The sequence below is a fragment of the Janthinobacterium lividum genome (genome assembly GCF_011601275.1).
Classification (GTDB): domain Bacteria; phylum Pseudomonadota; class Gammaproteobacteria; order Burkholderiales; family Burkholderiaceae_D; genus Janthinobacterium; species Janthinobacterium lividum_E.
Window position 1 is genome coordinate 30318 of record NZ_JAAOLY010000009.1, and the last position, 25145, is coordinate 55462.

At 63.1% G+C, this 25145-nt stretch carries 22 protein-coding genes; 13 read left to right on the forward strand and 9 right to left on the reverse strand.

Annotated elements, in window-relative coordinates; all coding sequences use genetic code 11:
* The first annotated feature begins 21 nt into the window (after positions 1-21).
* Genes mreC through GYK42_RS15015 form a run of 5 tightly spaced genes read left to right on the forward strand, consistent with a single transcriptional unit; the run spans position 22 to position 5751 of the window.
* Positions 22-1083 (forward strand): rod shape-determining protein MreC, encoded by a 1062-nt coding sequence (mreC, locus tag GYK42_RS14995; RefSeq protein WP_166448143.1) that lies wholly within the window; start codon positions 22-24, stop codon positions 1081-1083.
* Positions 1080-1592 (forward strand): rod shape-determining protein MreD, encoded by a 513-nt coding sequence (gene mreD, locus GYK42_RS15000; RefSeq protein ID WP_034749354.1) that lies wholly within the window; start codon positions 1080-1082, stop codon positions 1590-1592. Before mreC ends, mreD begins: the two co-directional genes overlap by 4 nt.
* Before the next feature lie 12 nt (positions 1593-1604).
* Entirely contained in the window at positions 1605-3575 is a 1971-nt protein-coding gene (gene mrdA, locus GYK42_RS15005) for a penicillin-binding protein 2 (protein WP_046683485.1), read from the forward strand.
* Positions 3576-3583: 8 nt separating this feature from the next.
* Positions 3584-4699, forward strand: a complete 1116-nt coding sequence (gene rodA / locus GYK42_RS15010; RefSeq protein WP_046683484.1) for a rod shape-determining protein RodA — start codon at positions 3584-3586, stop codon at positions 4697-4699.
* Positions 4699-5751 carry a septal ring lytic transglycosylase RlpA family protein gene (locus GYK42_RS15015; protein ID WP_166448144.1) on the forward strand — a complete coding sequence of 351 codons (1053 nt, stop codon included), beginning with the start codon at positions 4699-4701 and terminating at the stop codon, positions 5749-5751. Before rodA ends, GYK42_RS15015 begins: the two co-directional genes overlap by 1 nt.
* A 52-nt stretch (positions 5752-5803) precedes the next feature.
* Here GYK42_RS15015 and GYK42_RS15020 read toward each other — a convergent pair whose 3' ends face one another.
* The 7 genes from GYK42_RS15020 to argS are packed head-to-tail and all read right to left on the reverse strand — an operon-like array spanning position 5804 to position 11979.
* Positions 5804-6499, reverse strand: coding sequence for an SPOR domain-containing protein (locus GYK42_RS15020; protein ID WP_166448145.1), 696 nt, complete (start codon positions 6497-6499; stop codon positions 5804-5806).
* Entirely contained in the window at positions 6493-7251 is a 759-nt protein-coding gene (locus GYK42_RS15025) for a type III pantothenate kinase (protein WP_166448146.1), read from the reverse strand. The genes GYK42_RS15020 and GYK42_RS15025 overlap by 7 nt, the downstream gene beginning before the upstream one ends.
* A 4-nt stretch (positions 7252-7255) precedes the next feature.
* Positions 7256-8050, reverse strand: coding sequence for a biotin--[acetyl-CoA-carboxylase] ligase (locus tag GYK42_RS15030; protein ID WP_166448147.1), 795 nt, complete (start codon positions 8048-8050; stop codon positions 7256-7258).
* A gap of 10 nt (positions 8051-8060) precedes the next feature.
* Positions 8061-8822 (reverse strand): SDR family oxidoreductase, encoded by a 762-nt coding sequence (locus GYK42_RS15035; protein ID WP_166448148.1) that lies wholly within the window; start codon positions 8820-8822, stop codon positions 8061-8063.
* 37 nt (positions 8823-8859) lie between these two features.
* The gene (locus tag GYK42_RS15040) at positions 8860-9531 is read right to left on the reverse strand and encodes a thiol:disulfide interchange protein DsbA/DsbL (protein ID WP_166448149.1); all 672 of its coding nucleotides are present in this window, start codon (positions 9529-9531) and stop codon (positions 8860-8862) included.
* A gap of 9 nt (positions 9532-9540) precedes the next feature.
* Complete coding sequence (locus tag GYK42_RS15045; RefSeq protein WP_046683477.1) at positions 9541-10248, reverse strand: SPOR domain-containing protein; 708 nt, start codon at positions 10246-10248, stop codon at positions 9541-9543.
* 21 nt (positions 10249-10269) lie between these two features.
* Positions 10270-11979, reverse strand: a complete 1710-nt coding sequence (gene argS / locus GYK42_RS15050) for an arginine--tRNA ligase (protein ID WP_166448150.1) — start codon at positions 11977-11979, stop codon at positions 10270-10272.
* Between the two features lie 376 nt (positions 11980-12355).
* On the opposite strand from argS, the gene rsmB reads away from it, so the two are divergent.
* The 8 genes from rsmB to GYK42_RS15090 all read left to right on the forward strand — a co-directional run bounded on the left by rsmB (position 12356) and on the right by GYK42_RS15090 (position 20583).
* Entirely contained in the window at positions 12356-13777 is a 1422-nt protein-coding gene (rsmB, locus tag GYK42_RS15055) for a 16S rRNA (cytosine(967)-C(5))-methyltransferase RsmB (protein WP_058050252.1), read from the forward strand.
* Between the two features lie 97 nt (positions 13778-13874).
* Positions 13875-14381 (forward strand): DUF4390 domain-containing protein, encoded by a 507-nt coding sequence (locus tag GYK42_RS15060; RefSeq protein WP_235194189.1) that lies wholly within the window; start codon positions 13875-13877, stop codon positions 14379-14381.
* Positions 14381-16678 (forward strand): ATP-binding protein, encoded by a 2298-nt coding sequence (locus tag GYK42_RS15065; RefSeq protein WP_166448151.1) that lies wholly within the window; start codon positions 14381-14383, stop codon positions 16676-16678. The genes GYK42_RS15060 and GYK42_RS15065 overlap by 1 nt, the downstream gene beginning before the upstream one ends.
* 98 nt (positions 16679-16776) lie before the next feature.
* Positions 16777-17496 (forward strand): response regulator, encoded by a 720-nt coding sequence (locus tag GYK42_RS15070; RefSeq protein WP_034749318.1) that lies wholly within the window; start codon positions 16777-16779, stop codon positions 17494-17496.
* Positions 17493-17900, forward strand: coding sequence for a GTP-binding protein (locus GYK42_RS15075; protein WP_166448152.1), 408 nt, complete (start codon positions 17493-17495; stop codon positions 17898-17900). Before GYK42_RS15070 ends, GYK42_RS15075 begins: the two co-directional genes overlap by 4 nt.
* 150 nt (positions 17901-18050) lie before the next feature.
* Entirely contained in the window at positions 18051-18308 is a 258-nt protein-coding gene (locus GYK42_RS15080) for a BTH_I0359 family protein (RefSeq protein WP_034749313.1), read from the forward strand.
* Between the two features lie 77 nt (positions 18309-18385).
* Positions 18386-19165, forward strand: a complete 780-nt coding sequence (locus GYK42_RS15085) for a class II glutamine amidotransferase (RefSeq protein ID WP_166448153.1) — start codon at positions 18386-18388, stop codon at positions 19163-19165.
* A gap of 137 nt (positions 19166-19302) precedes the next feature.
* Entirely contained in the window at positions 19303-20583 is a 1281-nt protein-coding gene (locus GYK42_RS15090) for an EAL and HDOD domain-containing protein (protein ID WP_035824533.1), read from the forward strand.
* A gap of 212 nt (positions 20584-20795) precedes the next feature.
* Here the strand turns inward: GYK42_RS15090 and GYK42_RS15095 are convergent, their stop codons facing one another.
* On the reverse strand, positions 20796-21167 hold the full coding sequence (locus GYK42_RS15095; protein WP_166448154.1) for an SPW repeat protein: 372 nt from the start codon (positions 21165-21167) through the stop codon (positions 20796-20798).
* Between the two features lie 110 nt (positions 21168-21277).
* Positions 21278-25072, reverse strand: a complete 3795-nt coding sequence (gene metH, locus GYK42_RS15100) for a methionine synthase (RefSeq protein ID WP_205711413.1) — start codon at positions 25070-25072, stop codon at positions 21278-21280.
* Positions 25073-25145 lie beyond the last annotated feature (73 nt).

Sequence of the window (25145 nt, forward strand, 5' to 3'; positions counted from 1 at the left end):
CTGGCCTGATTATTGGAAGTCATGGAATACAGTCCTCCGCCACTTTTCAAACAAGGCGCCTCTGCCCGCGTCAAGATGATGGTGTTCGCCGGCATTTCTATCGCCCTGCTGCTGGTCGATTCGCGCATGCACGCGCTGACTGCCGTGCGCCAGGCAGTCGGCACCGTGCTGTATCCGGTGCAGATGGCTGCCCTGGTGCCGCGCGACGTGGCGCTTGGCGTCGGCAATTATTTTTCGTCGCTGTCCGCCCTGGAAAAACAGGTGCGCGACCTGAAGCACGAACAGATCGCCTCGGCGCAGATCCTGCAGCAGGCGCAGCTCAACATCGTTGAAAACAACCACCTGCGCAAGCTGATGGAAGCGCGCGAGCGCGTCCCCGTCAAGACCTTGATGGCCGAAGTGCTGTACGACACGCGCGATTCGGCCACGCGCAAGATCGTGCTTGATCGCGGTATCCAGCATGGCGTGGAGCTGGGCCGCCCCGTGATCGACAACCTGGGTGTGGTGGGACAGGTCACGCGCGTGTTCCCCTTCACCTCCGAAGTGACCTTGCTGACGGATGAAGAGCAGGCCATTCCCGTGCAGCTGCTGCGCAATGGCGTGCGCAGCGTGGCCATCGGCCGCGGCAAGTCCGGCACCATGGAGCTGCGCTTCACGGCCCCCAGCGCCGACATCCAGATCGGCGACATCGTCATTACCTCGGGCCTCGACGGCCTGTACCCGGCCGGCCTGGCCGTGGCGCGCGTGACCCTGGTCGAGCGCAATGCGCATGGCCCGTTCGGCCGCGTCGTGTGCCAGCCGCTGGCCGGCATCGAACGCAATACCCAGCTGCTCATCCTCATGACGTCGCCCGAGATTCCGCCGCGCCCGCCCGCTGAAGATATCAAGACGGGCCGCAAGATCGCCGGCAAGATGGCGCCGATCAAGGACCCTGCCAAGGAGCCCGCCGCTGCGACGCCACCGGCCGCCAATACGGCCACGCCACCGGCCGCGAAACCGCCTGCCAGCCCCGCGCCGAAACCGGCGGCGCCTGTAGCAACGCCAGCACCTGCCGCTGTGCCACCGAAGGAAGCGACACGATGAACCGCCCGCATTACATCCTGCTGCCGGTCAGCCCCCTGTTTATCGGTTTTTCCCTGCTGTGCGCTTTTCTGCTGAACCTGTTGCCGTGGGGGCAGTTCGTCGGCGTGCCCGATTTCGTCGCGCTGGTGCTGGTCTTCTGGGGCATCCACCAGCCGCGCAAGGTCGGCATCGGCGTGGCGTTCTTCATGGGCCTGATGATGGACGTGCACGATTCGACCCTGCTGGGCGAGAATGCGCTGGCCTACACCTTGCTGTCGTATTTCGCCATCATGATGCACCGCCGCGTGCTGTGGTTCCCCATCATGACGCAGGCGTTGCACGTGCTGCCGCTGCTGTTGCTGACGCAGGCGCTGCAATTGCTGACGCGCTTGATCGTCTCGGGCCGCTTCCCTGGCTGGCTCAATTTCATCGAAAGCTTCGTCGCCGTCGCCCTGTGGCCCATCGTCACGTGGATTCTGCTGGCGCCGCAGCGCCGCGCAGTGGACCGCGACCATAACCGGCCGATCTGACGAGCGCCTGCCATGACTGAACTCAAGAACACCGAGCGCGAACTGCATTTTTTCCGCATGCGCCTGACCATCCTGGGCGCGCTCGTCTTCGTCTGCTTTTCGCTGCTGCTGGCGCGCTTCATCTGGCTGCAGGTGATCAAGCACGAGGACTACGCGACCAAGGCCGAGGACAACCGCATTGCCGTGGTGCCCATCGTGCCCACGCGTGGCCTGATCCTCGACCGCAACGGCGTGGTCCTGGCGCGCAATTACTCGGCCTACACCCTCGAAATCACGCCGTCGAAACTGAGCGCCAGCCTCGATTCCGTGATTGACGAGCTGTCGACCCTGGTGCAGATCGATATCAAGGACCGCCGCCGCTTCAAGAAGCTACTGGAAGAATCGAAGAACTTCGTCAGCGTGCCGCTGCGCACGCGTCTGACGGACGAGGAAGTGGCGCGCTTCACGGCGCAGCGTTTCCGCTTCCCCGGCGTCGAAGTACAGGCGCGCCTGTTCCGCCAATATCCGATGGGCGAAGTGGCGTCGCACGTGGTGGGCTTCATCGGCCGCATCAACCGCAATGAAGCCAAGGCGCTGGAAGAGGGCGAGGACGCGGCCAACTACAACGGCACCGACCATATCGGCAAGGAAGGCCTGGAAAAAAGCTACGAAAAGCAGCTGCACGGCACCACCGGCTACGAAGAAGTGGAAGTGTCGGCCGGCGGGCGCGCCATGCGCACCCTGTCGCGTACGGCCGCCACCCCTGGCAATAACCTGATCCTGTCGATCGACATCGAATTGCAAAAAGTGGTCGAGGAAGCGTTCGGCGAATGGCGCGGCGCGGCCGTGGCCATCGACCCGGCAACGGGCGACATCCTTGCTTACGTCTCCAAGCCAGGCTACGACCCGAATCTGTTCGTCGACGGCATCGACCAGCAAAGCTGGAACGAGCTCAATACCTCGCTGGACCGGCCGATGGTCAACCGTCCCCTGTCCGGCACCTACGCGCCCGGCTCGACCTTCAAGCCCTTCATGGCGCTGGCCGCACTGGAACTGGGCAAGCGCACGCCGAGCCAGTCGATTTCCGATCCCGGTTTCTTCATCCTCGGCGGCCACACCTTCCGCGACGACAAGGTGGGCGGCCATGGCACGGTGGACATGCACAAGTCCATCGTCGTCTCGTGTAACACCTATTACTATCAGCTGGGCCGCGACATGGGCATCGACGCCATTCACGACTTCATGAAGCCGTTCGGTTTCGGCCAGTTGACGGGTATCGACCTGAATAACGAAAAGACGGGCGTGCTGCCGTCGACGGAATGGAAGCGCAACCGCTTCAAGACGCCGCAGCAGAAAAAATGGGTGGGCGGCGACACGATTTCGGTGAGTAACGGCTCCGGCTACAATTCCTATACGCCGCTGCAGATCGCCCACGCGACGGCCAACCTGGCCAATAACGGTGTGGTGATGAAACCGCATCTGGTGAAAATCATCGAAGACGCGGCCACGCGCGCGCGTACATTGACCGTGCCGAAGGAAAGCTATCGCATCGCGCTCAAGCAGGAAAACATCGACACCATCAAGCGCGCCATGGTGGGCGTGACCAGCGAGCAGGGCGGCACGGCCGCGCGTATCTTCACCGGCGTGCAGTACACGGTGGGCGGCAAGACGGGTACGGCGCAGGTGGTGGGCATCAAGAAAAACGAGAAGTACAATGCCAAGTTGCTGGCCGAACGCCTGCGCGACAACGCTCTGTTTACCGCGTTCGCGCCGGCCGACAAGCCGCGCATCGCGATCGCCATCGTGGTGGAAAATGCGGGCTTCGGCGCCGGCGTGGCCGCCCCGATCGCGCGCAAGGCGCTCGACTACTACCTGTTGGGCAAGCGCCCGAGCGACAAGGAAAAGGACACCACCAAGGTGCCCAAGGAAGATGTCGACGAAGTGCGCACCCTGGAAGAAATCACTGACGAGCAGGCCGCCCCGGCGACACCTGCCAGGCAATAAGGAAGCACATGCCCATTAACGAGAGGCGCTCGCTGTGGCGGCGCGCCAAACCCTACCTGGCGGTGTTCGATCCGCCGCTGATGATCATCATCCTGATGTTGCTGTGTACCAGTCTGCTGACCCTGTATTCGGCCAGCATCGGCATTCCCGGCAAGATCGAGGACCATTTGCGCAACATCCTGCTGTGCTTTTTCGTCATGTGGGTGGCGGCCAACATCACGCCGCAGATGATGATGCGCATCGCCGTGCCCGCGTACACGGTATCGGTGATCTTGCTGGTGGCCGTGGCGCTGTTCGGCACCATCAAGCTCGGTGCCCGGCGCTGGCTGCATATCGGCGTGATTGACATCCAGCCGTCCGAATTCCTGAAGATCGCCACGCCGCTGATGCTGGCCTGGTTCTTCCAGCACAATGCGGGCGCGCTGCGCTGGAAATCGTTCCTGATGGCGGCCGTGCTGCTGCTGGTGCCCGTCTACCTGATCGCGCGCCAGCCCGACCTGGGCACGGCGCTGCTGGTGGTGGCGGCCGGCTTTACCGTCATCTTCCTGGCCGGCCTGTCGTGGAAAGTGCTGGCAGGCTTGCTGATCACCTTTGTTTCCTGCCTGCCGATCGCGTGGTCGCACCTGCATGATTACCAGCGCGACCGCGTGATGATGCTGATCGACCCGACCAAGGACCCGCTGGGCAAGGGCTTCCATATCATCCAGTCCATCATCGCCATCGGTTCCGGCGGCATGACGGGCAAGGGCTGGACGCACGGCACGCAGGCCCACCTGGAATTCGTTCCGGAGCGCACGACCGATTTTATTTTTGCCGTATATTCCGAGGAATTCGGCCTGGTCGGTAACTTGATCCTGATGCTGATGTATTTGCTGCTGGTGGGACGGGGGATGATGATCGCCGCCAACGCCCCCAGTTTTTTCACTCGCCTGCTGGCAGGAGCGATAACTATGATTTTCTTTACGTACGCCTTTGTAAACATGGGCATGGTCAGCGGCATCGTGCCGGTGGTCGGCGTCCCCCTCCCATTCCTCAGCTATGGCGGCACCGCGCTGCTGACCCTGGGCGTGGCCACCGGTATCCTGATGAGCATTCAGCGCCACCGCAAGCTGGTGCAGACCTGATGCGGGCGCCTTTCGACACCTTCGCCATGCGCGGGCTGAGCCTGGCGGTCTTGCTGACCCTGGCCGCCTGCGGCACGACGCCGCAAAAGAGCGCATCGAACAACGTGCCGCTGCCGTCCGGCGGCAAGGTCAAAGTGCCCGTGCGCCAGGACCCCACCTTGCCGGCATTGCCGGCGGCCGGCTCCGGGCGCGGCGGCTACTACAAGGATGACGGCCCGGGCGACAATCCGCCGGCCAACCTGCGCGACGTGCCCGACGCGGAAGTGCGCAACGAGCCGTATTCGACGCGGTCGAATCGCCCGTATGTCGTCTTCGGCAAGACGTATACGCCGATCACCGACAACGAACCGTTCAAGCAGAAGGGCACGGGCACCTGGTATGGCAAGAAATTCCATGGCCAGCGCACCTCGTCGGGCGAAATCTACGACATGTACAAGATGACGGCGGCCCATCCGACCTTGCCGATTCCGTCGTATGCGCGCGTGACGAGCATCGACAGCGGCGAGCAGGTGATCGTGCGCATCAATGACCGCGGCCCGTTCCACGCCACGCGCGTCATCGACGTGTCCTATACGGCGGCGCTGAAACTGGGATTCCTCGGCAAGGGCAGCCACCAGGTGGTCGTCGAACGGCTGCTGCCGGCCGATATCGACGCTATCCTGGCGGCCCGTGCGGCGCCGAAGCCGGTGCCGTCGGTGGTGGCCAGGTCGATCGATACGCCGGCCGACAGCGAACCGGAAATGCGCGCCGTGGTGCAGCCTGAAATCACCGCGCTGTCAGCGGTCGATGCCACCGTGGCCGCGCCCGCGCCAGCGGCGCTGGCCACCGGCTTCTACCTGCAGTTGGGCGCCTATTCGCGTGCGGACAATGCGGAAGCGGGCCGCGCGCAACTGGCGCCGTATGCGCAAACGCTGGGCAATCTCGATGTGGTGCCGGCCGGCCCCTTGTTCCGCCTGTACGGAGGACCGTTCACGAGCCGCGCCGATGCGGCGCGCGCGGCGGCCAGCCTGCCGGCGTCGGCGGGTGTCAAACCGATCGTCATCGAAAGATAAGCGTAGGTCGGATTAGGCGCAAAGCGCCGTAATCCGACACGATTGTCAGGTGTCATTTACAGGAGCGCAGTTCCTGCTCTTCGAACTGCTTCGTGATCTCGGCCAGCCGTGCGCGCGTGGCGGCGTCGAGGTCGCGGAACTGGTAAGCGAATTGCTTGCTGGCGCTGTAGCGCGGCGCGACGCGGGCGCTGTGCACGCCCTGTTTGTTGAGCGATGCCAGCTGGCTTTGCGCGCTCGTTTCCGACTTGAACACGCCCAGTGAAATGCCCCAGCGCAGCGGGCTGCTTTCGTTCATGATGAAGTAATTCGTCACGCCCAGCTGCTTCAATTCGCCAGCCTTGCGGTCGGCGCCTTCCTTGCTGCCCTGCGGCGGGATGTACACCATATAGCTGGAAATATCCTGGCCGGCCACGTTGCGGCGTGACTGGCGGTCGCCCAGATCCAGCGCCGCCACTTGCGCTTCGAAGCGGCGGCCGTCGGCCAGCAGGAAATTGCCCACTTCCGTGCACGCATACAATGGCGGCGCCGCTGGTGCGGCGGCTGCTGGTGTCGCGCCTTCGGCGGCCGGCGGCGCGGCAGGCGCCGTGGCCTGCTCCTGCGTCAGCAAGGTGAGCTTGCCCGCCTGCAGCTGGTTTTTCAGGCGCGCCGGTTCGCGCGTCTCGGCGCGAAAACTGCCCAGATAACCCTGGCCGATGGCCAGCACCAGCAGGTTGACGCCGGCCAGCAGCCAGAAGACGAATTTCAGCATACGTGGTTTCCTTGTGTTCCTGCGGCCCCGGCGCGCGCGGCCGCCTGCAGGCCGATCATGACAATATTATCGACCAGGTGCAGCGGCACCGCCAGCACCAGTGCCGGCGCGATGCGCGGCGCGGCGCCGCCCGACAGCAGGCAGGCGCTGGCGCCGTGCATGCGCACGGCCCGTTCGATGGCGCCCGCCTGGGCCGCCAGGCAGCCCGAAAGGATGGCGTCGTCCGTGTTGTCGGCAAAGCCGGCCGGCAGGGCGGCGTCGCTGGCGATTTGCGGCAGCTGCGCCGTGTTGCGCGCCAGCGAACTGGCCATCAATCCCAGTCCCGGCAAGATCATCCCGCCGAGGAAAACGCCATCTGCCGTGATGGCGTCGATGGTGGTGGCGGTGCCGCAATTGGCGACGATGACGGGCAGGCCAGGCGCCAGCGCCTGCGCGCCGATGGCGGCGGCAAAGCGGTCGCAGCCCAGCTGCGACGGCGCGCGGTAGCCATTCGTCAGGCCCGCCAGCTGCGGCAGTGAGACAAAGTCGCGGGCAACGACCGGCAGCATGGCGCGCAGGCGCGTGCCGATGACGGCGCCTGCCACGTTCGACAGCAGCGCCTCGCTGATGGCGAGTTGCGCCCACTGCGCGGCCAGGGTGTCGATCTGCGCATGCGTGACGGCGCCGCTGGCCAGCCAGCCGCCGGCGGTACTATCGGGGGCCACGAGTGCCCATTTGATGCGCGTATTGCCGGCGTCGATCAGCAGCAGCATGCGCTTACTCCCCCAGCAGGCGCAAGGACACGTCGCCGGACATGACTTCCTGCAGGTGGCCGTCGGTACGCAGCAGCAGGCGGCCCAGGTGATCCACGCCGACCGCCACGCCTTGCTGCAGCAGCTGGCCGTTGTCGAGGATTTTCACGTGCTGGCCCTGCCAGGCGTGCAGTGCATTCCAGCGCTCCGTAAACGGCGCAAAGCCCGTGTCGTCGAATTCGGCCAGCACGCCGGCCAGGCGGCTCAAGAGGGCCGCCACCAGGGTATTGCGCTCCATCTGCGCCAGCCAGGGTACGGCGGAAACGCTGCGACCGATCTGTCGTTCCAGCGCATCGGGCATCAGCAGATTGATGCCGCAGCCGATCACGGCCCACACGGCGCCATCGGCCGCCTGCTGCGTCTCGACGAGGATGCCGGCCAGTTTATGGCCATCCTTGAGCATATCGTTCGGCCATTTCAGTTGCACCGGCACGCCCAGCGAGGACATGGTTTCGGCCAGCGCCACGCCGACGGCCAGCGGCAATCCCACCAGCTGGTGCAGCGGTCCCTTGAAGCGCCAGGCCAGCGAGAACATCAGGCTGGCGTCCGCCTGCGACACCCACGGCCGTCCGGCGCGCCCCCGTCCGGCCGTCTGCTGGCCGGCGATGCGCAGGGTGGGGCCGGCCAGGGTGGCGCAGCGCGCCAGCAGATCGGCGTTGGTCGATCCCGTTTCGTCGACCACCTCTATGCATACGTGGGCGGCGCCCGTGGCGCAATGGGCGGCGATGGCCGCGCTGTTCAAGTCTGAGTGCTTCGTCATGGTAATTGGGTCAGTTGCGCGCCTTGTGCGGCGCATTCGCGAAGGCCCGGTCGTACACGGCATTGGGCAGCGCGCGCAGCAGCTTGGCGACGACGCCCATCTGCCACGGGATCACGCGGTAGCTGTCGCCATCGGCGATGGCGCGCGCGGCCCGCGCGGCAAATTTTGCGGCCGGCATCAGGAATGGCATGCGGTAGGCGTTGTGGCGCGTCATCGGCGTGTCGATGTAGCCGGGCGTGATGGTGACGACCTTGATGCCCGCAGGTTTCAATTCCAGGCGCAGCGATTCGCAGTAGCTGATGACGGCCGCCTTCGAGGCGCTGTAGGCTTCGGCGCCGGGCAGGCCGCGGATGCCGGCCACGCTGCCGATGCCCACCAGGCGTCCGCTGCCCTGGTTTTTCATGGCGGCGATGAAGGGCGCAAAGGTGGCGACGGTGGCCGTGACGTTGATGGCGATCAGGCGCGCGAAAGCGTCGAGGTCTTCCGCGTGCTCGCTCAGGGTGCCGTAGGACACGCCGGCGCTGGCGATGACGACGTCGATGCCGTCGGCATGGGCGATGAAGTCATCGGCCGCGCTTTTCAGGGCGGCGTGGTCGCACACATCGACGGCGTAGGCGCGGTGGCGTTCAGGGTGGGGCAGGGAGGCGATCAGTTGCCGCAGGGTGTCGCCTCGGCGGGCCAGCAAGCCCAATTGGGCGCCCTGGCGCGCGTACTGCAGCGCCAGGGCTTCGCCCAATCCGCTCGACGCGCCCGTGATGAAAACGCGATGCATCAGGCGATGCCCGGGCGCGCCAGGGAAGTGGCCATGCTTATTTCTTTTCCGCTTTGGCTTTCGCGACCAGCACGTCCATCACGGTGAGCGCCTGGGCGTTCAACTGCTCTTCGTTCTTGGCCGACTTGCTGCCCTGATCGGCTTGCGAAGGCGACGTGATGTAGCGGCCGTCGATGGCGATCATGGGCCAGAACGTCACGTTATAGCCCTGCATCATGGCGTCCGCACGGCGCACGCGGGCCGAGATGCCCATCGAGCGGTAGGTGTCGATGAATTTCTGGCGGTCCACACCCTGCTTGGCGACAAAGTCGAAGACGGCGTCGTCGGTGTTCAGGCGGTTGCGTTCCACGTGCATGGCGTGGAAGACGCTGGTGTGCAGCTTGTCGATCAGGCCCATGGCTTGCAGGGTGAAGAATAATCGCTGCTGCGGCGCCACGCTCTCATCGCGCGACACGTGCACGCGCTTGAAGACGATGTTGTCGCCCTGTTTCTTGACCCAGGCCGCCAGCTGCGGTTCGAGCACGTTGCAATGCGGGCAGTAATAGGCGAAGAATTCCGTCACTTCGATTTTCTTGCCCGATTCCGTCGCCTGCGGCGTGGCCAGGGTTTCGTACTCGACGCCGTTTTTCGGGTCGGCCGGCGAGGCCGATGCGCCCACGGCGGCCGTGCACAGTGCGGCGGCGATCAGGATGTTCTTCAGAAAACGCATGCTGGTTCCTTATTTTTGGTTGCGGACGACGGCGACGTCGATGCCGTTTTCAGACAGTTTGGTGCGCGCGCGGTTCATCGCTTCGAGCTGGTTGAACGGCCCGACGCGTACGCGGTGCAGCACGCCTGCATCGGTGCTGCGGTCGCTGATGGCCGCTTCGAAGCCGAGCAGCGCCAGTTTGCCGCGCGTGCTTTCGGCGTCCGACATGTCGTGGAAGGCGCCGGCCTGCAGATAATAAATCCATTTGTCGCTGGCTGCATCGGCCTTGGCCTCTTTCACGTCGGCTTTCGCTTGCGGCGCTGGTGCTGCCGCCGGCGTTTTCGGCGCCGGCTTGTCTTTCAACGTACCGATCAATTCCTGCAGCGCGTCCGGCGGCGGCGCCTTCGGCTGCTGCGCTGGAGCGGGTGCGGGCGCCGGTGCGGCTGGCTGCGTTGGCGTGACGATCTCGCGCGGCTCCTTGGAGAAGTCGCGCGCCGCTTCCTTGGCCGCTTCCTTGTTGCCGTACATCGGCTTGTTCGGGTCGGCGATCTGGCCGGCCGTCGGTTCGGCCGATTTGCCGGCCTTGCCCGACTTGTCGGTGAAAGGCGAGGCGCCCTTGGTGATCACCAGGGCGACCACCACGGCGATGCCCAGGCCGATGACCAGGCCGATGATGATGCCGACCAGGGTGTTGCCCTGCTGGCGCCGGGTCGAAGAAAAGCGGGAAGCATGATTCATTGGACTGTTTGACCTTCGCGATTACATTTTGTTTGGCGCGGACACGCCGATCAGTGCCAGGCCGTTGCGCAATACCTGGCGCGCGGCGATGACGAGGGCCAGGCGGGCCATCTTGACGGCTTCGTCCTCGACCAGCACTTTTTCGGCGAAGTAGAAGCTGTGCAGGTTGGCGGCCAGGTCGCGCAGGTAGAAGGCGACTTGATGCGGTCCCAGTTCGGCTTGCGCGCGCGCCAGCATTTCCGGGTAGGCGGCCAGGGTCGCCAGCAAGGTCGCTTCGGTCGGCGCCGTCAGTGGGGAAAGGTCGGCGTTGGCGACCGCGCTTTCATCGCCGCCCCAGTTTTCCAGGATGCGGCAGATGCGCGCATGCGCGTACTGCACGTAATAGACGGGGTTTTCATCGGTGGTTTTCAGCGCCACGTCGACGTCGAAGACGAATTCCGTGTCGGCCTTGCGCGAGATCAGGAAGAAACGCACGGCGTCGCGGCCCTTGGCGATGTCGCCGCCGCCCGACCATTCGATCAGGTCGCGCACGGTCACGTAGGAGCCGGCGCGCTTCGAGATCTTGACTTCTTCGCCGTCCTTCATGACGGTGACCATCTTGTGCAGCACGTAGTCCGGGTAGCCTTGCGGGATACCCATGTCGACGGCCTGCAGGCCGGCGCGCACGCGCGCGATGGTGCCGTGGTGGTCGCTGCCCTGGATATTGATGGCCTGGACGAAGCCGCGCTGCCATTTCACCAGGTGATAGGCCACGTCGGGCACGAAGTACGTGTAGGTGCCGTCGGTCTTGCGCATGACGCGGTCCTTGTCGTCGCCGAAGTCGGTGGTGCGCAGCCACAGCGCGCCATCCTGCTCGTAGGTGTGGCCGGCCTTGATCAAGGTTTCCACAGCGCTATTGACCTTGCCGTCCGCGTACAGCGACGATTCAAGATAGTAATTGTCGAACTTCACGCCGAATGCCTGCAGGTCGATGTCCTGCTCGTTGCGCAGGTAGGTGACGGCGAACGGGCGGATCGAATCGATGTCGTCCACGTTGCCGTTGGCCGTCGCTGGCATGCCGTCGCTGGCCGAGACCGTCTTGCCGGCCTTGAAGTCGTTGGCGATATCGGCGATATAGTCGCCGTTGTAGGCGGACTCGGGCCATTCGGCGTCGCCGGGCTTGAAGCCGCGCGCGCGCGCCTGCACGGAATTGGCCAGGGTCTGGATCTGTACGCCCGCGTCATTGTAGTAGAACTCGCGCGTCACTTGGTAGCCTTGCGCGTCGAACAGCGACGACAGCGCGTCGCCCAGCGCCGCCTGGCGGCCGTGGCCCACGTGCAGCGGACCGGTCGGGTTGGCCGAGACGAATTCCAGGATCACTTGCTTGCCGGCGCCTGCCGTGCTGCGGCCATAGCCGTCGGCCTCGCCCAGGATGGTTTTCACCACGGCCTGCTTGGCGGCGGCGGAGACGCGCACGTTGATGAAGCCGGGGCCGGCGATTTCCACTGCCTCGACCAGGCCCTTGCCGGCCGGGTTGGCCAGCACGGCCGTCACGATGGTTTGCGCCAGTTCACGGGGATTCTGTTTCAGCTGCTTGGCCAGTTGCATGGCGATATTGCAGGCGACGTCGCCATGCGATGCATCGCGTGGTCGCTCGAGCACCACGGTAGGCTCAAGCGTAGTGCCGGCCAGGACGGGAGCGAGGGCGGCCTGGAACAGGGCGATGATTTCTTGTTTCTGTTGGGCGAGCATGAGCAGGATGGCGGTGGAACCGCGTTAAGAATGAATAGAATGAATCAAAAAGCAAAACGGACGGCAAGTACACAAGCCGCCCAGACTGCGTTAATTATACTGGTTTGCCGCCGGGAACAATACGCCAGCCGGCAGTGTTCCCGTGCCGGCGTGTTTCACGATATTATCAGGACAGCATGCCCATGTTGGTGCGCGAAAACATCAGCATGGCGCATTCTGCTTGTATATATGCAGTTTTTTGCCGCAATTTACATGTATCGCTGCAATCGCTTGGGCCAGAGGGCGCCACAAACGCTACAATCGACCCTTTATTGATGACGCGCGGCCGCGACTTTGCCTCCATGCAGCCCGCCGCGCGCAGCCACACCGGATAACTATGAACAAGCGCCCCACGCTGAAATTGAAAACCAAGCCGGCGCCAGGCCAGGCTCCTGCCGCACCGAAATTGCGTCCCAGCTACCATCCCGACCTGAAACCGGTCTTGCAGCCAGGCTTCCAACCCGATTTGCGCGCCGACTCGCTGGCGTTTTGCCTGCTGGGCGCGGCCAATGCCGTAGCGCAAGTGCGCACGGGCACGGCCCTGCCGCAGGCGCTGGCCAAGGTGTTTACGCAATCGAACGCCAGCCCGCAGGCGCGCGGCGCCATCCAGGATATTTCCTACCGTACCATGCGCCAGCTGGGCCGCAGTGAAACCCTGGTCGGCTTGATGACGTCGAAGGCGCCCGAGCCGCCGATGCTCGCGGCGCTGCTGTGCTGCGCGCTGTCCTTGATGTCGGCCGAGCCGGGCGAGCAGCCGTATGAGGAATTCACGGTGGTCGACCAGGCCGTCACGGTCGCCACCTCGCACCCTGACCTGGCGCACGCCAAGGGCATGGTGAATGCCGTTTTGCGTCGTTTCTTGCGCGAGCGCAAGTCCTTGCTGGAAGCGGCCCTGCAGCAACCGTTGGCGCAATGGAATTATCCGCAGTGGTGGATCGACTCGCTGCGCCTGGCTTATCCGCGCGACTGGCAAGCCATTTTGACGGCCGGCAATGCCGTGCCGCCATTGACCCTGCGCGTGAATCGCCGCAAGAGCACGGTGGAAGCGTATCTGGCCGTGCTGCAGGAAGCGGGTATTGCCGCGCGCCAGGTGGGACCGTTCGCCGTGCGCCTGGACAAACCGATCGGCGTGGCCTTGATCCCCGGCTTCGAGCAGGGCGTCGTTTCCGTGCAGGATGCAGGCGCGCAACTGGCCGCACCGCTGCTGGACTTGCAGGACGGCATGCGCGTATTGGACGCCTGCGCGGCGCCGGGCGGCAAGACGTGCCACATCCTGGAACTGGCCGATGTGCAAGTGACCGCCATCGATGCGGATGCCAAACGCTTGCCGCGCATCGCGGAAAACCTTGAGCGCCTGGGCCTGGACGCTACCTTGAAGGCGCAGGATGCGCAATCGAGCGCGTGGTGGGACGGCCAGCAGTACGACCGCATCCTGGCCGACGTGCCGTGCACGGCTTCGGGCATCGTGCGCCGCCATCCCGATATTCGCTGGCTGCGCCGCAAGGGTGACGCGTTCCAACTTGCAACACTTTCATCCAAAATTCTTGACAACCTGTGGCAGATGCTGCGCCCCGATGGTAAATTGCTGTTCGTGACATGTTCATTGTGGCCGCAGGAGTCCGAGGCACAGGCGGCGGCATTTGCGGTGCGCAATAATGCCACCCGATTGACAGCGCCTGGCCAGCTGTTGCCGACTGGCAGCGCGGAGCAGGACCATGACGGTTTGTTCTATGCGCTCTTCCAAAAAAATGCGGCTTGAGCGATTCGTCGAATCTTATCCTACGGACTACACCGGCACACTTGTGACAACACGACTCTTCCGACTCCTGGCCCTGCTGCTGATGCTGGCATGTACCATGCCACGCGCGCATGCCGCGGATATGGTCGAGATCACCCGCGCCTACATCGAGTCGAGCGAAGAGGGTTACAAGCTGGCCGCCACGTATTCCTTCGAGCTCAATCACGACCTCGATGATGCCGTGCAGCATGGCGTGCCCCTGTTTTTCACGACGGAAATCGAACTGACCCGGCCCCGCTGGTACTGGTTCGATGAAAAGGCCATCGTGGCGCGCCAGACCAGCCGGCTGTCGTACAACGTGCTCACGCGCCAGTATCATGTGTCGGGCGGGGGCTTGCAGCAAAGCTTTGCCACGCTCGACGATGCGCTGTTCCTGATCCGCCGTCCCAGCCGCTGGCTGGTGGCGCGGCGCGGCGAACTGAAAGTGGGGCAGACGTATAACGTCACCTTGCGCATGGGCATGGACCGCGACTACCTGCCCAAGCCGATACAGGTCAATGCCTTCAATAACAGCGACTGGCGCCTGGCTTCGAATAAAAAAACCTTCTTGTATACGGCGGAGTAGTGAGTCAAGCATTGCGCTATCTGCTGGTGGTGGGCGGCGGCATTGTCAGTATCCTGCTGTTCCTGCTGGCGTCGGCTTCCGACAATTCCGGCTTTTTCGACCGTTACTACACCTGGCTGCTGGGCTTGAACGCGGCCGTGGCCGTGTCCCTGCTGGCGCTGGTGGGCATTTCCCTGGGCCGTCTATACGCGCGCTACAAGAGCGGCAAGTTCGGCTCCAAGCTGATGACGCGCCTGGTGATGCTGTTCGCCGCCGTCGGCATCCTGCCCGGCCTCGTGATTTTTCTTGTTTCTGTGCAATTCGTCTCCCACTCGATCGAATCCTGGTTCAACGTCAAGATCGAAGCGGCGCTGGAATCGGGGATTGAGCTGGGCCGTGCCGGCCTCGATGCGGCCCTCGTCGAACTCGATCACCGGGGCCGCAAGGCCGTCGATGAACTGGGCGCCGACCCGGTGGCCGGTCCGGCTGTGCTGACCAGCCTGCTGCGCGAAGAGGGCATGCAAAATGTCATGCTCGTCAGTGGCGACGGCGTGCTGCTGGCCAGCGCCGGGCCGCATAGCGCGGCCGACTTGCCGACGCCGGCCATGCTGGTGCAGGCGGCCTTGCCGGCCGGCTATGCCTCCGCCGAAGGGGGCCTGGAATTGCACGACGATGGCACGGAATCGGGCGGCGGCGGCTTCCGCGCGGGTACGCCCGCATCGCTGGAAACGGCGGCCAGCCTGCGCCTGCGCGTACTGGTTGCCGTGCCGGGACCCTCCGTGTCGCCCCGCTACCTGCAACTGCTGCAGGCCGTGCCGCCCAAGCTGGCGACGAATGGCGAAGTGCTGCGCGCCGCCTACAGTGAATACAAGGAACGTTTCGTCGCGCGCGTGGGTCTGCGCAAGATGTACATGGAAATCCTCACCCTGACCTTGCTGCTGGCCATCTTTGGCGCCATCGGCAGCGCTTTCCTGATCGCGGGCAACCTGGCCCAGCCCCTGCTGCTGCTGGCCGAAGGCACGCGCGCCGTGGCCGAGGGCGATTTGTCGCCGCGCCCCATCGTCGCCACCAAGGATGAACTGGGCACCCTGACGCAGTCGTTCAACATCATGACGCGCCAGCTGCTTGATGCGCGCACGGCCGTGGAAAGCAACCGCGCCGCGCTGCAAAACGCCAAGGCCCACCTGGAATCGGTGCTGGCGAACATGTCGGCCGGCGTGATGGTGCTCGATGGCGATTTTAAGTTAGTCACCTGCAACGAGTCCGTCGAGCGCATCTTGCAACATTCCGGCATGAGCATGGTGGGCCAGCCGCTGGTCCAAATTGCTGGAATGGAAGAGTTTGGCGGCGCCATCATCAGCGCCTTCACGGCGCAAAGCGCGCAGTCGGCGTCGGGCCGCAACCAGCAGCGCCTGCACTGGCAGCGGCAAATCGAGATTCCGCGCCGCCTGGGCAGCAGTGCCGACGAGCATGACATCACCTTGCTGGCGCGCGGTTCGCGCCTGCCGCTGGAGTCCGGCAGCGGCTACATCGTCGTGTTCGATGATATTTCCGACGTCATTTCCGCGCAGCGCTCGATCGCCTGGGGCGAGGTGGCGCGCCGCCTGGCGCATGAAATCAAGAATCCGCTCACGCCGATCCAGCTGTCGGCCGAGCGTCTGCAGATGAAGCTGGAAGGCAAACTGGAGCAGCCCGATGCCGACCTGCTCAGCCGCGCCACCACCACCATCGTCAAGCAGGTCGATGCGATGAAGCGCATGGTCGACGACTTCCGCGACTATGCGCGCACGCCGCCGGCCGTGCTCGTGCCGCTGCGCCTGAACGAGCTGATCGAAGAGATACTGAACCTGTACCTGCGCGGCGACGATGGCGACATCATCCACCCGCTGCTGGCGCCGAATCTGCCGATGGTGATGGGCGATCCGACCCAGTTGCGCCAGGTGATTCATAACCTGCTGCAGAACGCGCAGGACGCCATGGCCGACCTGCCGCCGGACTCGCCGCATCCGCGGATTGACGTAAGGACGGAAGCAATTCATTATCGCAGTGCGGACGGCGGCGTGAATATCGCCGTGCGGCTGGCCATCACGGACAATGGTCCTGGTTTTGCACCAAAAATCCTGGCGCGCGCCTTCGAGCCGTATGTGACCTCGAAGGCCCGCGGCACGGGATTGGGCCTGGCGATGGTAAAGAAAATTATCGATGAACACGGCGGACGCATCGATATCGAGAACCGGGTCGACGGCAGTGGCGCTTCGGTGGTCATTTTGCTGTTAAAGTTAGCTCCCGACGCTCCTGCCCAGGAATTCCTGGCGTGAGGGTCTGGTTTAGTATTTAAAACACTAATAAAATCATAGCTGTCCGCCGTGTACATCTTGTGCGCGTCGGCCGGCGAAATGAGGAAGGCAAGACACGAATGGCAAACATACTCGTAGTGGATGATGAAATGGGTATCCGTGAGTTGCTCTCGGAAATTTTGGGCGACGAAGGACATGCTATCCAGCTGGCCGAAAATGCGCAGCAGGCGCGCGAAGCGCGTGCCGCCGGTGCGCCGGATCTGGTATTGCTGGATATCTGGATGCCCGACACCGATGGCGTCACCCTGCTCAAGGAGTGGCAGCGCGATGGCTTGCTGACCATGCCGGTGATCATGATGTCGGGCCACGCCACCATCGATACGGCGGTCGAGGCGACGCGCATCGGCGCCATGAACTTCCTGGAAAAACCGATTGCCCTGCAAAAACTGCTGAAGGCAGTCCAGCAAGGCTTGACGCGGGCCCAGGAAACCGTGCGCGCGCCGAGCGTGGCGCCGCGTCCCGTGGCTCCCGTGGTGGCCGAAGAAAGCAGCCACCCCGTGCCCAGCTTTGGCGGCAGTGCGCCGCAACAGCTGATGGTGCGCCCAGGCATCGCCGTACCGGCGGTAGCCGAAGGCCATGGCTACAACCTGTCGTTCGACTTGCCGCTGCGCGAGGCGCGTGATGCGTTCGAGCGCATGTATTTCGAACACCACCTGGGCCGCGAAGGCGGCAGCATGACCCGCGTGGCGGAAAAAACAGGCCTGGAACGCACCCATTTGTACCGCAAGCTGAAACAGCTGGGCGTGGAACCGGGCAAGCTGGCCAAGAAAGGCCTGTGACGTCAGCCGTACGGCGTCCGACGCCGCTGACCCTGGTCAGCGGTGGTCGCGCCGCCGAGCGCGAGGCGGCCATCGCGCAAGCCTTGCAGCCTGACGAAACGACGGCCGTGATCCTCGAGGGATTCGCTGACGGCAACGCCATCCTGGCCGACCTGGCCGAACAAATTTCTCCTTCCTCATCGTTTCCATTGCAACTGTTGCGCATCGCGCCCGGTTGCCTGTGCTGCAGCGGCAATCTCGTATTGCGTGTAACATTAAATCGTCTGCTGCGCCATCCACCCGCGCGCCTGTTCATCAGCCTGGCCGACGCCTCGCACATCGAACAGCTGCGCACCTGGCTGACCGCCAGTCCCTACGATGTTCTGCTGGCGCTGGGACCGGACTTGATTGTTTCCTCAACGTAGCTTCCTGATCGTCTTACCGCAGTCGCAGTTTGCATCTCGTTACAACTCTGTAGCCCGCAGGGTGGCATTGCCGCTTGAAATGGCGGCGTGGGAACCCCACCTCTGTCCTGAAACCGCAAGAGTTTCTCTTGCTTGAGCGAAGGATGCAAAATGAACCTGATCTATAACAGCGAACAATATAGCGTCGTGGAATTCGGCGTCGATGGCGACCTGGAAGCCCTGCGCTTTGGCGGCTATGAAATCGTCGACAAGGGGGGCAAGCGAGAAACGTTTATCGCCGGCATCCTTGCGCAAAACTTTCGCCGCGACGTCACGGAATTGATCGCCAGCGAACCGAGCATGGAAGAGATCGATGAATTCTTGGGCAGCTACGATTCCCTCATGAGCCAGCCCGTCCTGTTGCACTGATGTGATGGCCATCGCCACCATACCAATCCGCCAGGCGGCGTGGTATGGTGGCCGTGTTATCCAGCTGCAAACAGACCATGTGCCAACTTCTCGGAATGAATTGCAATGTCCCCACGGACATTGTCTTTAGTTTTACCGGCTTCGCCATGCGCGGCGGCCATACCGATACCCACCATGACGGCTGGGGCATCGCCTTTTTCGAGGGCGCCGGCGTGCGCCATTTCGTCGACCACCAGGCGGCCATCGCCTCGCCCGTGGCCGAACTGATCAAACGCTATCCGATCAAGTCGCGCAATGTCATCGCGCATATCCGCAAGGCCACGCAAGGCCAGGTGGCGCTGGAAAACTGCCACCCCTTCGTGCGCGAACTGTGGGGCCGTTACTGGGTCTTTGCCCACAATGGCGATTTGAAGCAATTCCACCCCGTGCTGACGGGCAGCTACCGCCCCGTCGGCTGCACCGACAGCGAGCTGGCTTTCTGCTATCTGCTGCAGGAATTGCATGCGCGCTTTGGCGACGCCCCGCCGGCCTTGCCGCAACTGCATGCCGCCTTGGCGCAGTTGTTGCCCAGCATTGCCGCCCACGGCACGTTCAACATGATGCTGTCGAGCGGCGAGGCCCTGTTTGCCCATTGCTCGACCAGCTTGCACTATCTGGTGCGACAACATCCGTTCCCAACTGCTAAACTCTCCGATGAGGACCTGAGCGTGGACTTTTCCCAGGTGACGACGCCCCAGGACAGAGTGGCCGTGATCGTTACCCAGCCGCTGACGACGAATGAGCAATGGACGGCGTTTGCGCCCGGCGAATTGAAATTATTTGTCGACGGGATAGTACAAGACACGCCAGTGGCCTAATTTGTTGACGACAATAAACTGGATTGCTGCCAAAATACCCACAGCGCGGGCGGAATTCAGCTAAAGTATTGTCAATAGTGAACCTTGATGCGGGCGCGGCGCGGCCGGTGTCACTCGACGTGATTGATGAAGAGTTAATGATCGATATTTCCAGCAACGACATCACCCCGAAACCCTTGCGCGTGCGCGAGTTCTATCTGGGTCGACAACCTATCCTCGACCGCAACCAAGCCCTGTTCGGCTATGAGTTGCTATTCCGCAACGCTCCGGTCGGCCCCGCCAACATTACCAGCGACCTGTCCGCCACGGCCTCCGTCATTGCCCACGCTTCCCAGCTGGGCATGGAAAAGGTCATCGGCGACGCGCTCGGTTTCGTCAACGTCGATGCCGACGTGATCATGAGCGACATCTTCGTCTTCCTGCCGCGCGAAAAAGTGGTGCTGGAAATCGTCGAATCGATGCCCGTGACGCCGGAAGTGCGCGCGCGCATCAGCGAACTGGTGGGCCATGGCTTTACCTTCGCGCTGGAAAACGTCGTATCCGACACGGCGCAAGTGCAGGAGCTGTTGCCGCTGGTGCAATACGTCAAGATGGACATGAGCACGGTCGATCCGAAAGTGCTGGCGGCCCTGGCGCCCCGTTTCAAGCAGGAAAACAAGAAACTGGTGGCGGAAAAGGTCGAGACGCGCGAAGAATTCAAGTCGGGCCTTGACCTGGGCTTCGATTACTTCCAGGGTTATTACTTTGCCAAGCCCGCCATCATGACGGGCAAGAAGCTGTCGCCGTCGCAACTGGCCGTCATGGAACTGATGACCCTGGTGACGTCGGACGCCGACAACATGGATATCGAGCGCGCCATCAAGCGCGACGTGTCCTTGGCCCTGAACCTGCTGCGCCTGGTCAATACGCCGGCCGTGGGCGCGCGCCAGCGCATCGATTCGCTGAGCCAGGCCGTCACCGTACTGGGCCGCCGACAATTGCAGCGCTGGCTGCAAATCATGCTGTACGCGGAACCAAGCAAGCGCGGCCATAGCATGACGCCGCTGCTGATGCTGGCCACTACGCGCGGCCGTTTGCTCGAGTTGCTTGCGCATAAACTGCGCCCGAACCACGCCCACTCGGCCGATATCGCCTTTACGGTCGGTATCATGTCCCTGATGGATACCCTGTTCGGCGTGCCGATGTCGGAAATCCTCAGCCAGATCGAAGTGATCGACGAAGTGGCCGAAGCGCTGCTGTCGCGCGAAGGTTTCTATGGCGACTTGCTGCGCCTGGCCGAATGCATCGAGCGCATTGAAGACATGGAAGGCGAGATCGTGCCGACCTTGCGCGACCTGGCCATGTCGCCGGACGACCTGGTGGAGCTGGAAATGGCCGCTTACGAATGGAGCGATAACGTCGTTCGCTACGCTTTGTAATGGCGCCTGACCTGAGCTACTGCGCGTCGGTATAGGCGGCCTGCGATGCTCACCGTACTTTAGTACGGTTGCGCTTCTCGGCCACCTCTCCCTTCCGCTCGCTACGCTCATGCCAGGCGCTGTGACGTTGCGTATCTGCTGGTCGCTACTTGCGTGTTGTCCGTCTCCCAAAGCCCTGCACGGCGTCGCCGTAGCAGGGCTTTTTTACGCCGCTACGCTGCCGCGCCCGGCCAGTGCTTGTGCAGTTCGGGGTCGGTGCGCAACTCCCACAGGGCCAGCACGACGACGGCGATACCGACGAGCACCTCGTTCCACATGACGACGGGCTGATCGGCCAGCCGCAGTACCCACGGCGAGGCGGCGACCCAGACGCCGACCAGCAGGTTGACGACGACGGCCCAGAAATAGGTCTTGTACAGGTCGAAGGCGGCCAGCACGGCGATCACCAGGCCCGAGACAATGGCGTTCATCATCTGCGGCGAGCCTTGGGGATAGGAAAAGGCCCAGGGCGAGACGACCAGCCATAAGCCCAGCAACAGGATCACCTGATCCTGCCAGCGTTTCAGTTTGAAATTGGTTGCCATATATCCTCCTTGCCAATTGAGAACGGGCCGGAGCGGGCATGCAGCATGCCGGCCGGCATACTGCGTTAGTGCGCTGCGGCGCGCGAAAGTTCCGCGCGCCTTGTCGGGGCTTATGACAGGTTGGGCGCCAGCCAGCGTTCCACGTCTTCGATATTGGCGCCACGGCGCTTGGCCATGTCTTCCACCTGGTCCATGCCGATCTTGCCGACGACGAAGTATTTCGACTCCGGGTGGGCAAAATAGAAGCCGGATACGGCCGCGCCCGGGAACATGGCGTACGATTCCGTCAGCTGCATGCCGATTTCCTCGGCCTGCATCACCTCGAACATCTCTTTCTTGACGGTATGCTCGGGGCAGGCCGGGTAGCCGGGCGCCGGGCGGATGCCGACATACTTTTCAGCGATCATGTCGTCGTTGCCCAGGTGCTCGTCCGGCACATAGCCCCACAAATCCTTGCGCACGCGCTCGTGCAGGTATTCGGCAAAGGCCTCGGCCAGGCGGTCCGCCAGCGATTTCAACATGATGGACGAGTAATCGTCGTGCGCATCCTCGAAGCGCTTTTCGTATTTTTCGATACCCAGGCCGGACGTCACGGCAAACATGCCGATGTAATCCTTCACTCCCGATGCCTTCGGCGCAATGAAGTCGGCCAGGCACTGGTTCGGCCGTTGCACGCCGTCGACCACGGGTTTCACGCCCTGTTGGCGCATGCCGTAGTAGGTGAACGCCACCGTACTGCGCGTATCGTCCGTGTACACCTCGATATCGTCGTCATTGATGCTGTTGGCCGGCAGCAAGGAGACGACGCCATTGGCCGTCAACCAGCGTCCGTCGATGAGTTTTTTCAGCAAGGCCTGGCCTTCCGCGTACACCTTGGTGGCCGCGTCGCCCACCACTTCATCCGTCAAAATGGCGGGGAAGGGGCCAGCCAGGTCCCAGGTCTGGAAGAACGGACCCCAGTCGATGTAATTGGCCAGTGTAGCCAGATCCACGTTCTTGAACACGCGACGGCCGATGAACTTCGGTTTCACTGGCGTGCAGGCGCCGTCGAACGGCACGACCATCCTGTTGGCGCGCGCTTGCGCCAAAGGCAGGATGGGCAGGGCCTTCTTGTTGGCGTGCTGCTCGCGGATGCGCGCGTAGTCGGTTTCGATGTCCTCCACGTATTTGTCGCGCTGTTCCGGCGTCAAGAGCGATTGCGCCACGGACACGGAACGCGAAGCGTCCGGCACGTAGATCACGGGGCCTTCGTAATTGTGGGCGATCTTCACGGCCGTGTGGGCGCGGCTGGTGGTGGCGCCGCCGATCAGGAGGGGAATCTTGAGCATGCGGAAATGTTCGTCGCGCTGCATTTCTTTGGCGACATAGGCCATTTCTTCCAGCGACGGCGTGATCAGGCCCGACAGACCGATGATGTCGGCGTTTTCCACCTTGGCGCGGGCGAGGATTTCCGAGCACGGCACCATCACGCCCATGTTCACCACTTCGAAGTTATTGCATTGCAGAACAACGGTAACGATGTTCTTGCCGATGTCATGCACGTCGCCTTTGACGGTCGCCATGATGATCTTGCCTTTCGGCTTGGCGACGATGCCCGTGCGTTTTTCTTCCAGCAGCTTTTCTTCCTCGATAAACGGAATCAGGTGGGCCACGGCCTGCTTCATGACGCGCGCCGATTTCACCACTTGCGGCAGGAACATCTTGCCTTGGCCAAACAGGTCGCCGACCACGTCCATGCCGGCCATCAAGGGGCCTTCGATCACGTGGATGGGACGTCCGCCATTGTGCAGCAGTTCCTGGCGCGCTTCTTCCGTGTCTTCCACGATGAATTGCGTGATGCCGTGCACCAGCGCGTGCGACAGGCGCGCCTGCACCGTGCCTTCGCGCCAGGCCAAGGTTTGCGCTTCGGCCTTGCCGCCCGCCTTCAGGGTGCCGGCAAACTCGATCATGCGCTCGGTCGAGTCTTCGCGGCGGTTCAGCACCACGTCTTCCACGCGCTCGCGCAGTTCCGGGTCGAGGTTGTCGTACACGCCCACCATGCCGGCGTTGACGATGCCCATGGTCATGCCCGCCTTGATGGCGTGGTACAGGAAGACGGTATGGATGGCTTCACGGGCTGGATCGTTGCCGCGGAAACTGAAGGACACGTTTGACACACCGCCCGAGATCTTCGCGTAAGGCAAGTTTTCCTTGATCCAGCGCGTGGCGTTGATGAAGTCGACGGCGTAGTTGTTGTGCTCTTCGATGCCGGTGGCGACGGCAAAGATGTTCGGGTCGAAAATGATGTCTTCGGGTGGGAAGTCCAGCGCGTCGATCAGCAGGTGATACGCGCGTGCGCAAATTTCGATCTTGCGCTCGAAGGTGTCGGCTTGTCCCTTTTCATCGAAAGCCATGACGATGACGGCCGCGCCGTAGCGGCGGCACAGTTTCGCCTGGCGCAGGAATTCCTCTTCGCCTTCCTTCATGGAAATCGAATTGACGATGGCCTTGCCTTGCACGCATTTGAGGCCCGCTTCGATGACGGACCATTTCGACGAGTCGACCATGATGGGCACGCGCGAAATATCGGGTTCCGAAGCGATCAGGTTCAAAAAGCGCGTCATGGCGGCCAGCGAGTCGAGCATCGCTTCGTCCATGTTGATGTCGATCACTTGCGCGCCGTTTTCCACCTGCTGGCGGGCCACGGAAAGCGCCTCGTCGTATTGCTCGTTGAGAATCATGCGCGCGAACGCCTTCGAGCCCGTGACGTTGGTGCGCTCGCCCACGTTGACGAACAGCGACTCGTCATTGACGACGAACGGTTCCAGGCCGGCCAGGCGCAAGTCGTGCGATGGGGCCGGCACGCTGCGCGGCGTGTTTTTCGACAGCAATTGGCCGATGGCGGCGATGTGCTCGGGCGTGGTGCCGCAGCAGCCGCCCGCCATGTTCAAAAAGCCCGCGTCGGCAAATTCGCGCAGCAGGGCCGATGTATCGGCTGGCAACTCATCGAAGCCCGTGTCGCTCATGGGGTTGGGCAAGCCCGCGTTCGGGTAGATGCACACGAAAGTGTCGGCGATCTTGGCCAGCTCTTCCGCATACGGGCGCATCAGGGCCGCGCCCAGCGCGCAGTTCAGGCCGATCGTCAGCGGTTTTGCGTGGCGCACGGAATTCCAGAAGGCGGGCACGGTCTGGCCCGACAAGATGCGTCCCGACGCGTCCGTGACGGTGCCGGAAATCATCAACGGCAGGCGCACGACGGTCGGGTTTTGCTCGTAGAACAGGTCGATGGCGAACAGGGCCGCCTTGCAATTCAAGGTATCGAAAATGGTTTCCACCAGCAGTACGTCGGCGCCGCCTTCCACCAGGCCCTGCGTCTGCTGCAGGTAGGCGGCTACCAGCTGGTCGAAACTGACGTTGCGCGCGGCCGGGTCGTTCACGTCGGGCGAGATCGACGCCGTCTTTGGCGTCGGTCCCAAGGCGCCGGCGACGAAGCGCGGCTTGTCCGGCGTGGAATATTTATCGCAGGCGGCGCGCGCCAGTTTGGCCGCCTGGACGTTCATTTCATAGGCCAGGTGGGCCATGTGGTAGTCGTCTTGCGCGATCGTCGTGGCGCCGAAGGTATTCGTTTCGATCAGGTCGGCGCCGGCCGCCAGGTAGCGCTCGTGGATTTCCTGGATGATATGCGGCTGCGTCAGGGTCAGCAGCTCATTGTTGCCCTTGACGAACAGTTCGCGCGCGCCGCTGTCGGCCGGCGCGGTGAAATCGATGAAGCGGCCGGCGGGACCGCCACGGTAGGCTTCTTCGTCGAGCTTGTACTGCTGGATGATCGTGCCCATGGCGCCGTCGAGGATCATGATCCGCTGCGCCAGGATGGCGCGCAAGGTGGCTTCGGTCGGGGACATGGCGGGGATCACGGTATCGTTCATTTCATGCTTTCAATAGGCAAACGGGCGGCGGCGCGGCGACAAGACTGGACGAGGCGGTTGCGGATCAGCAGGA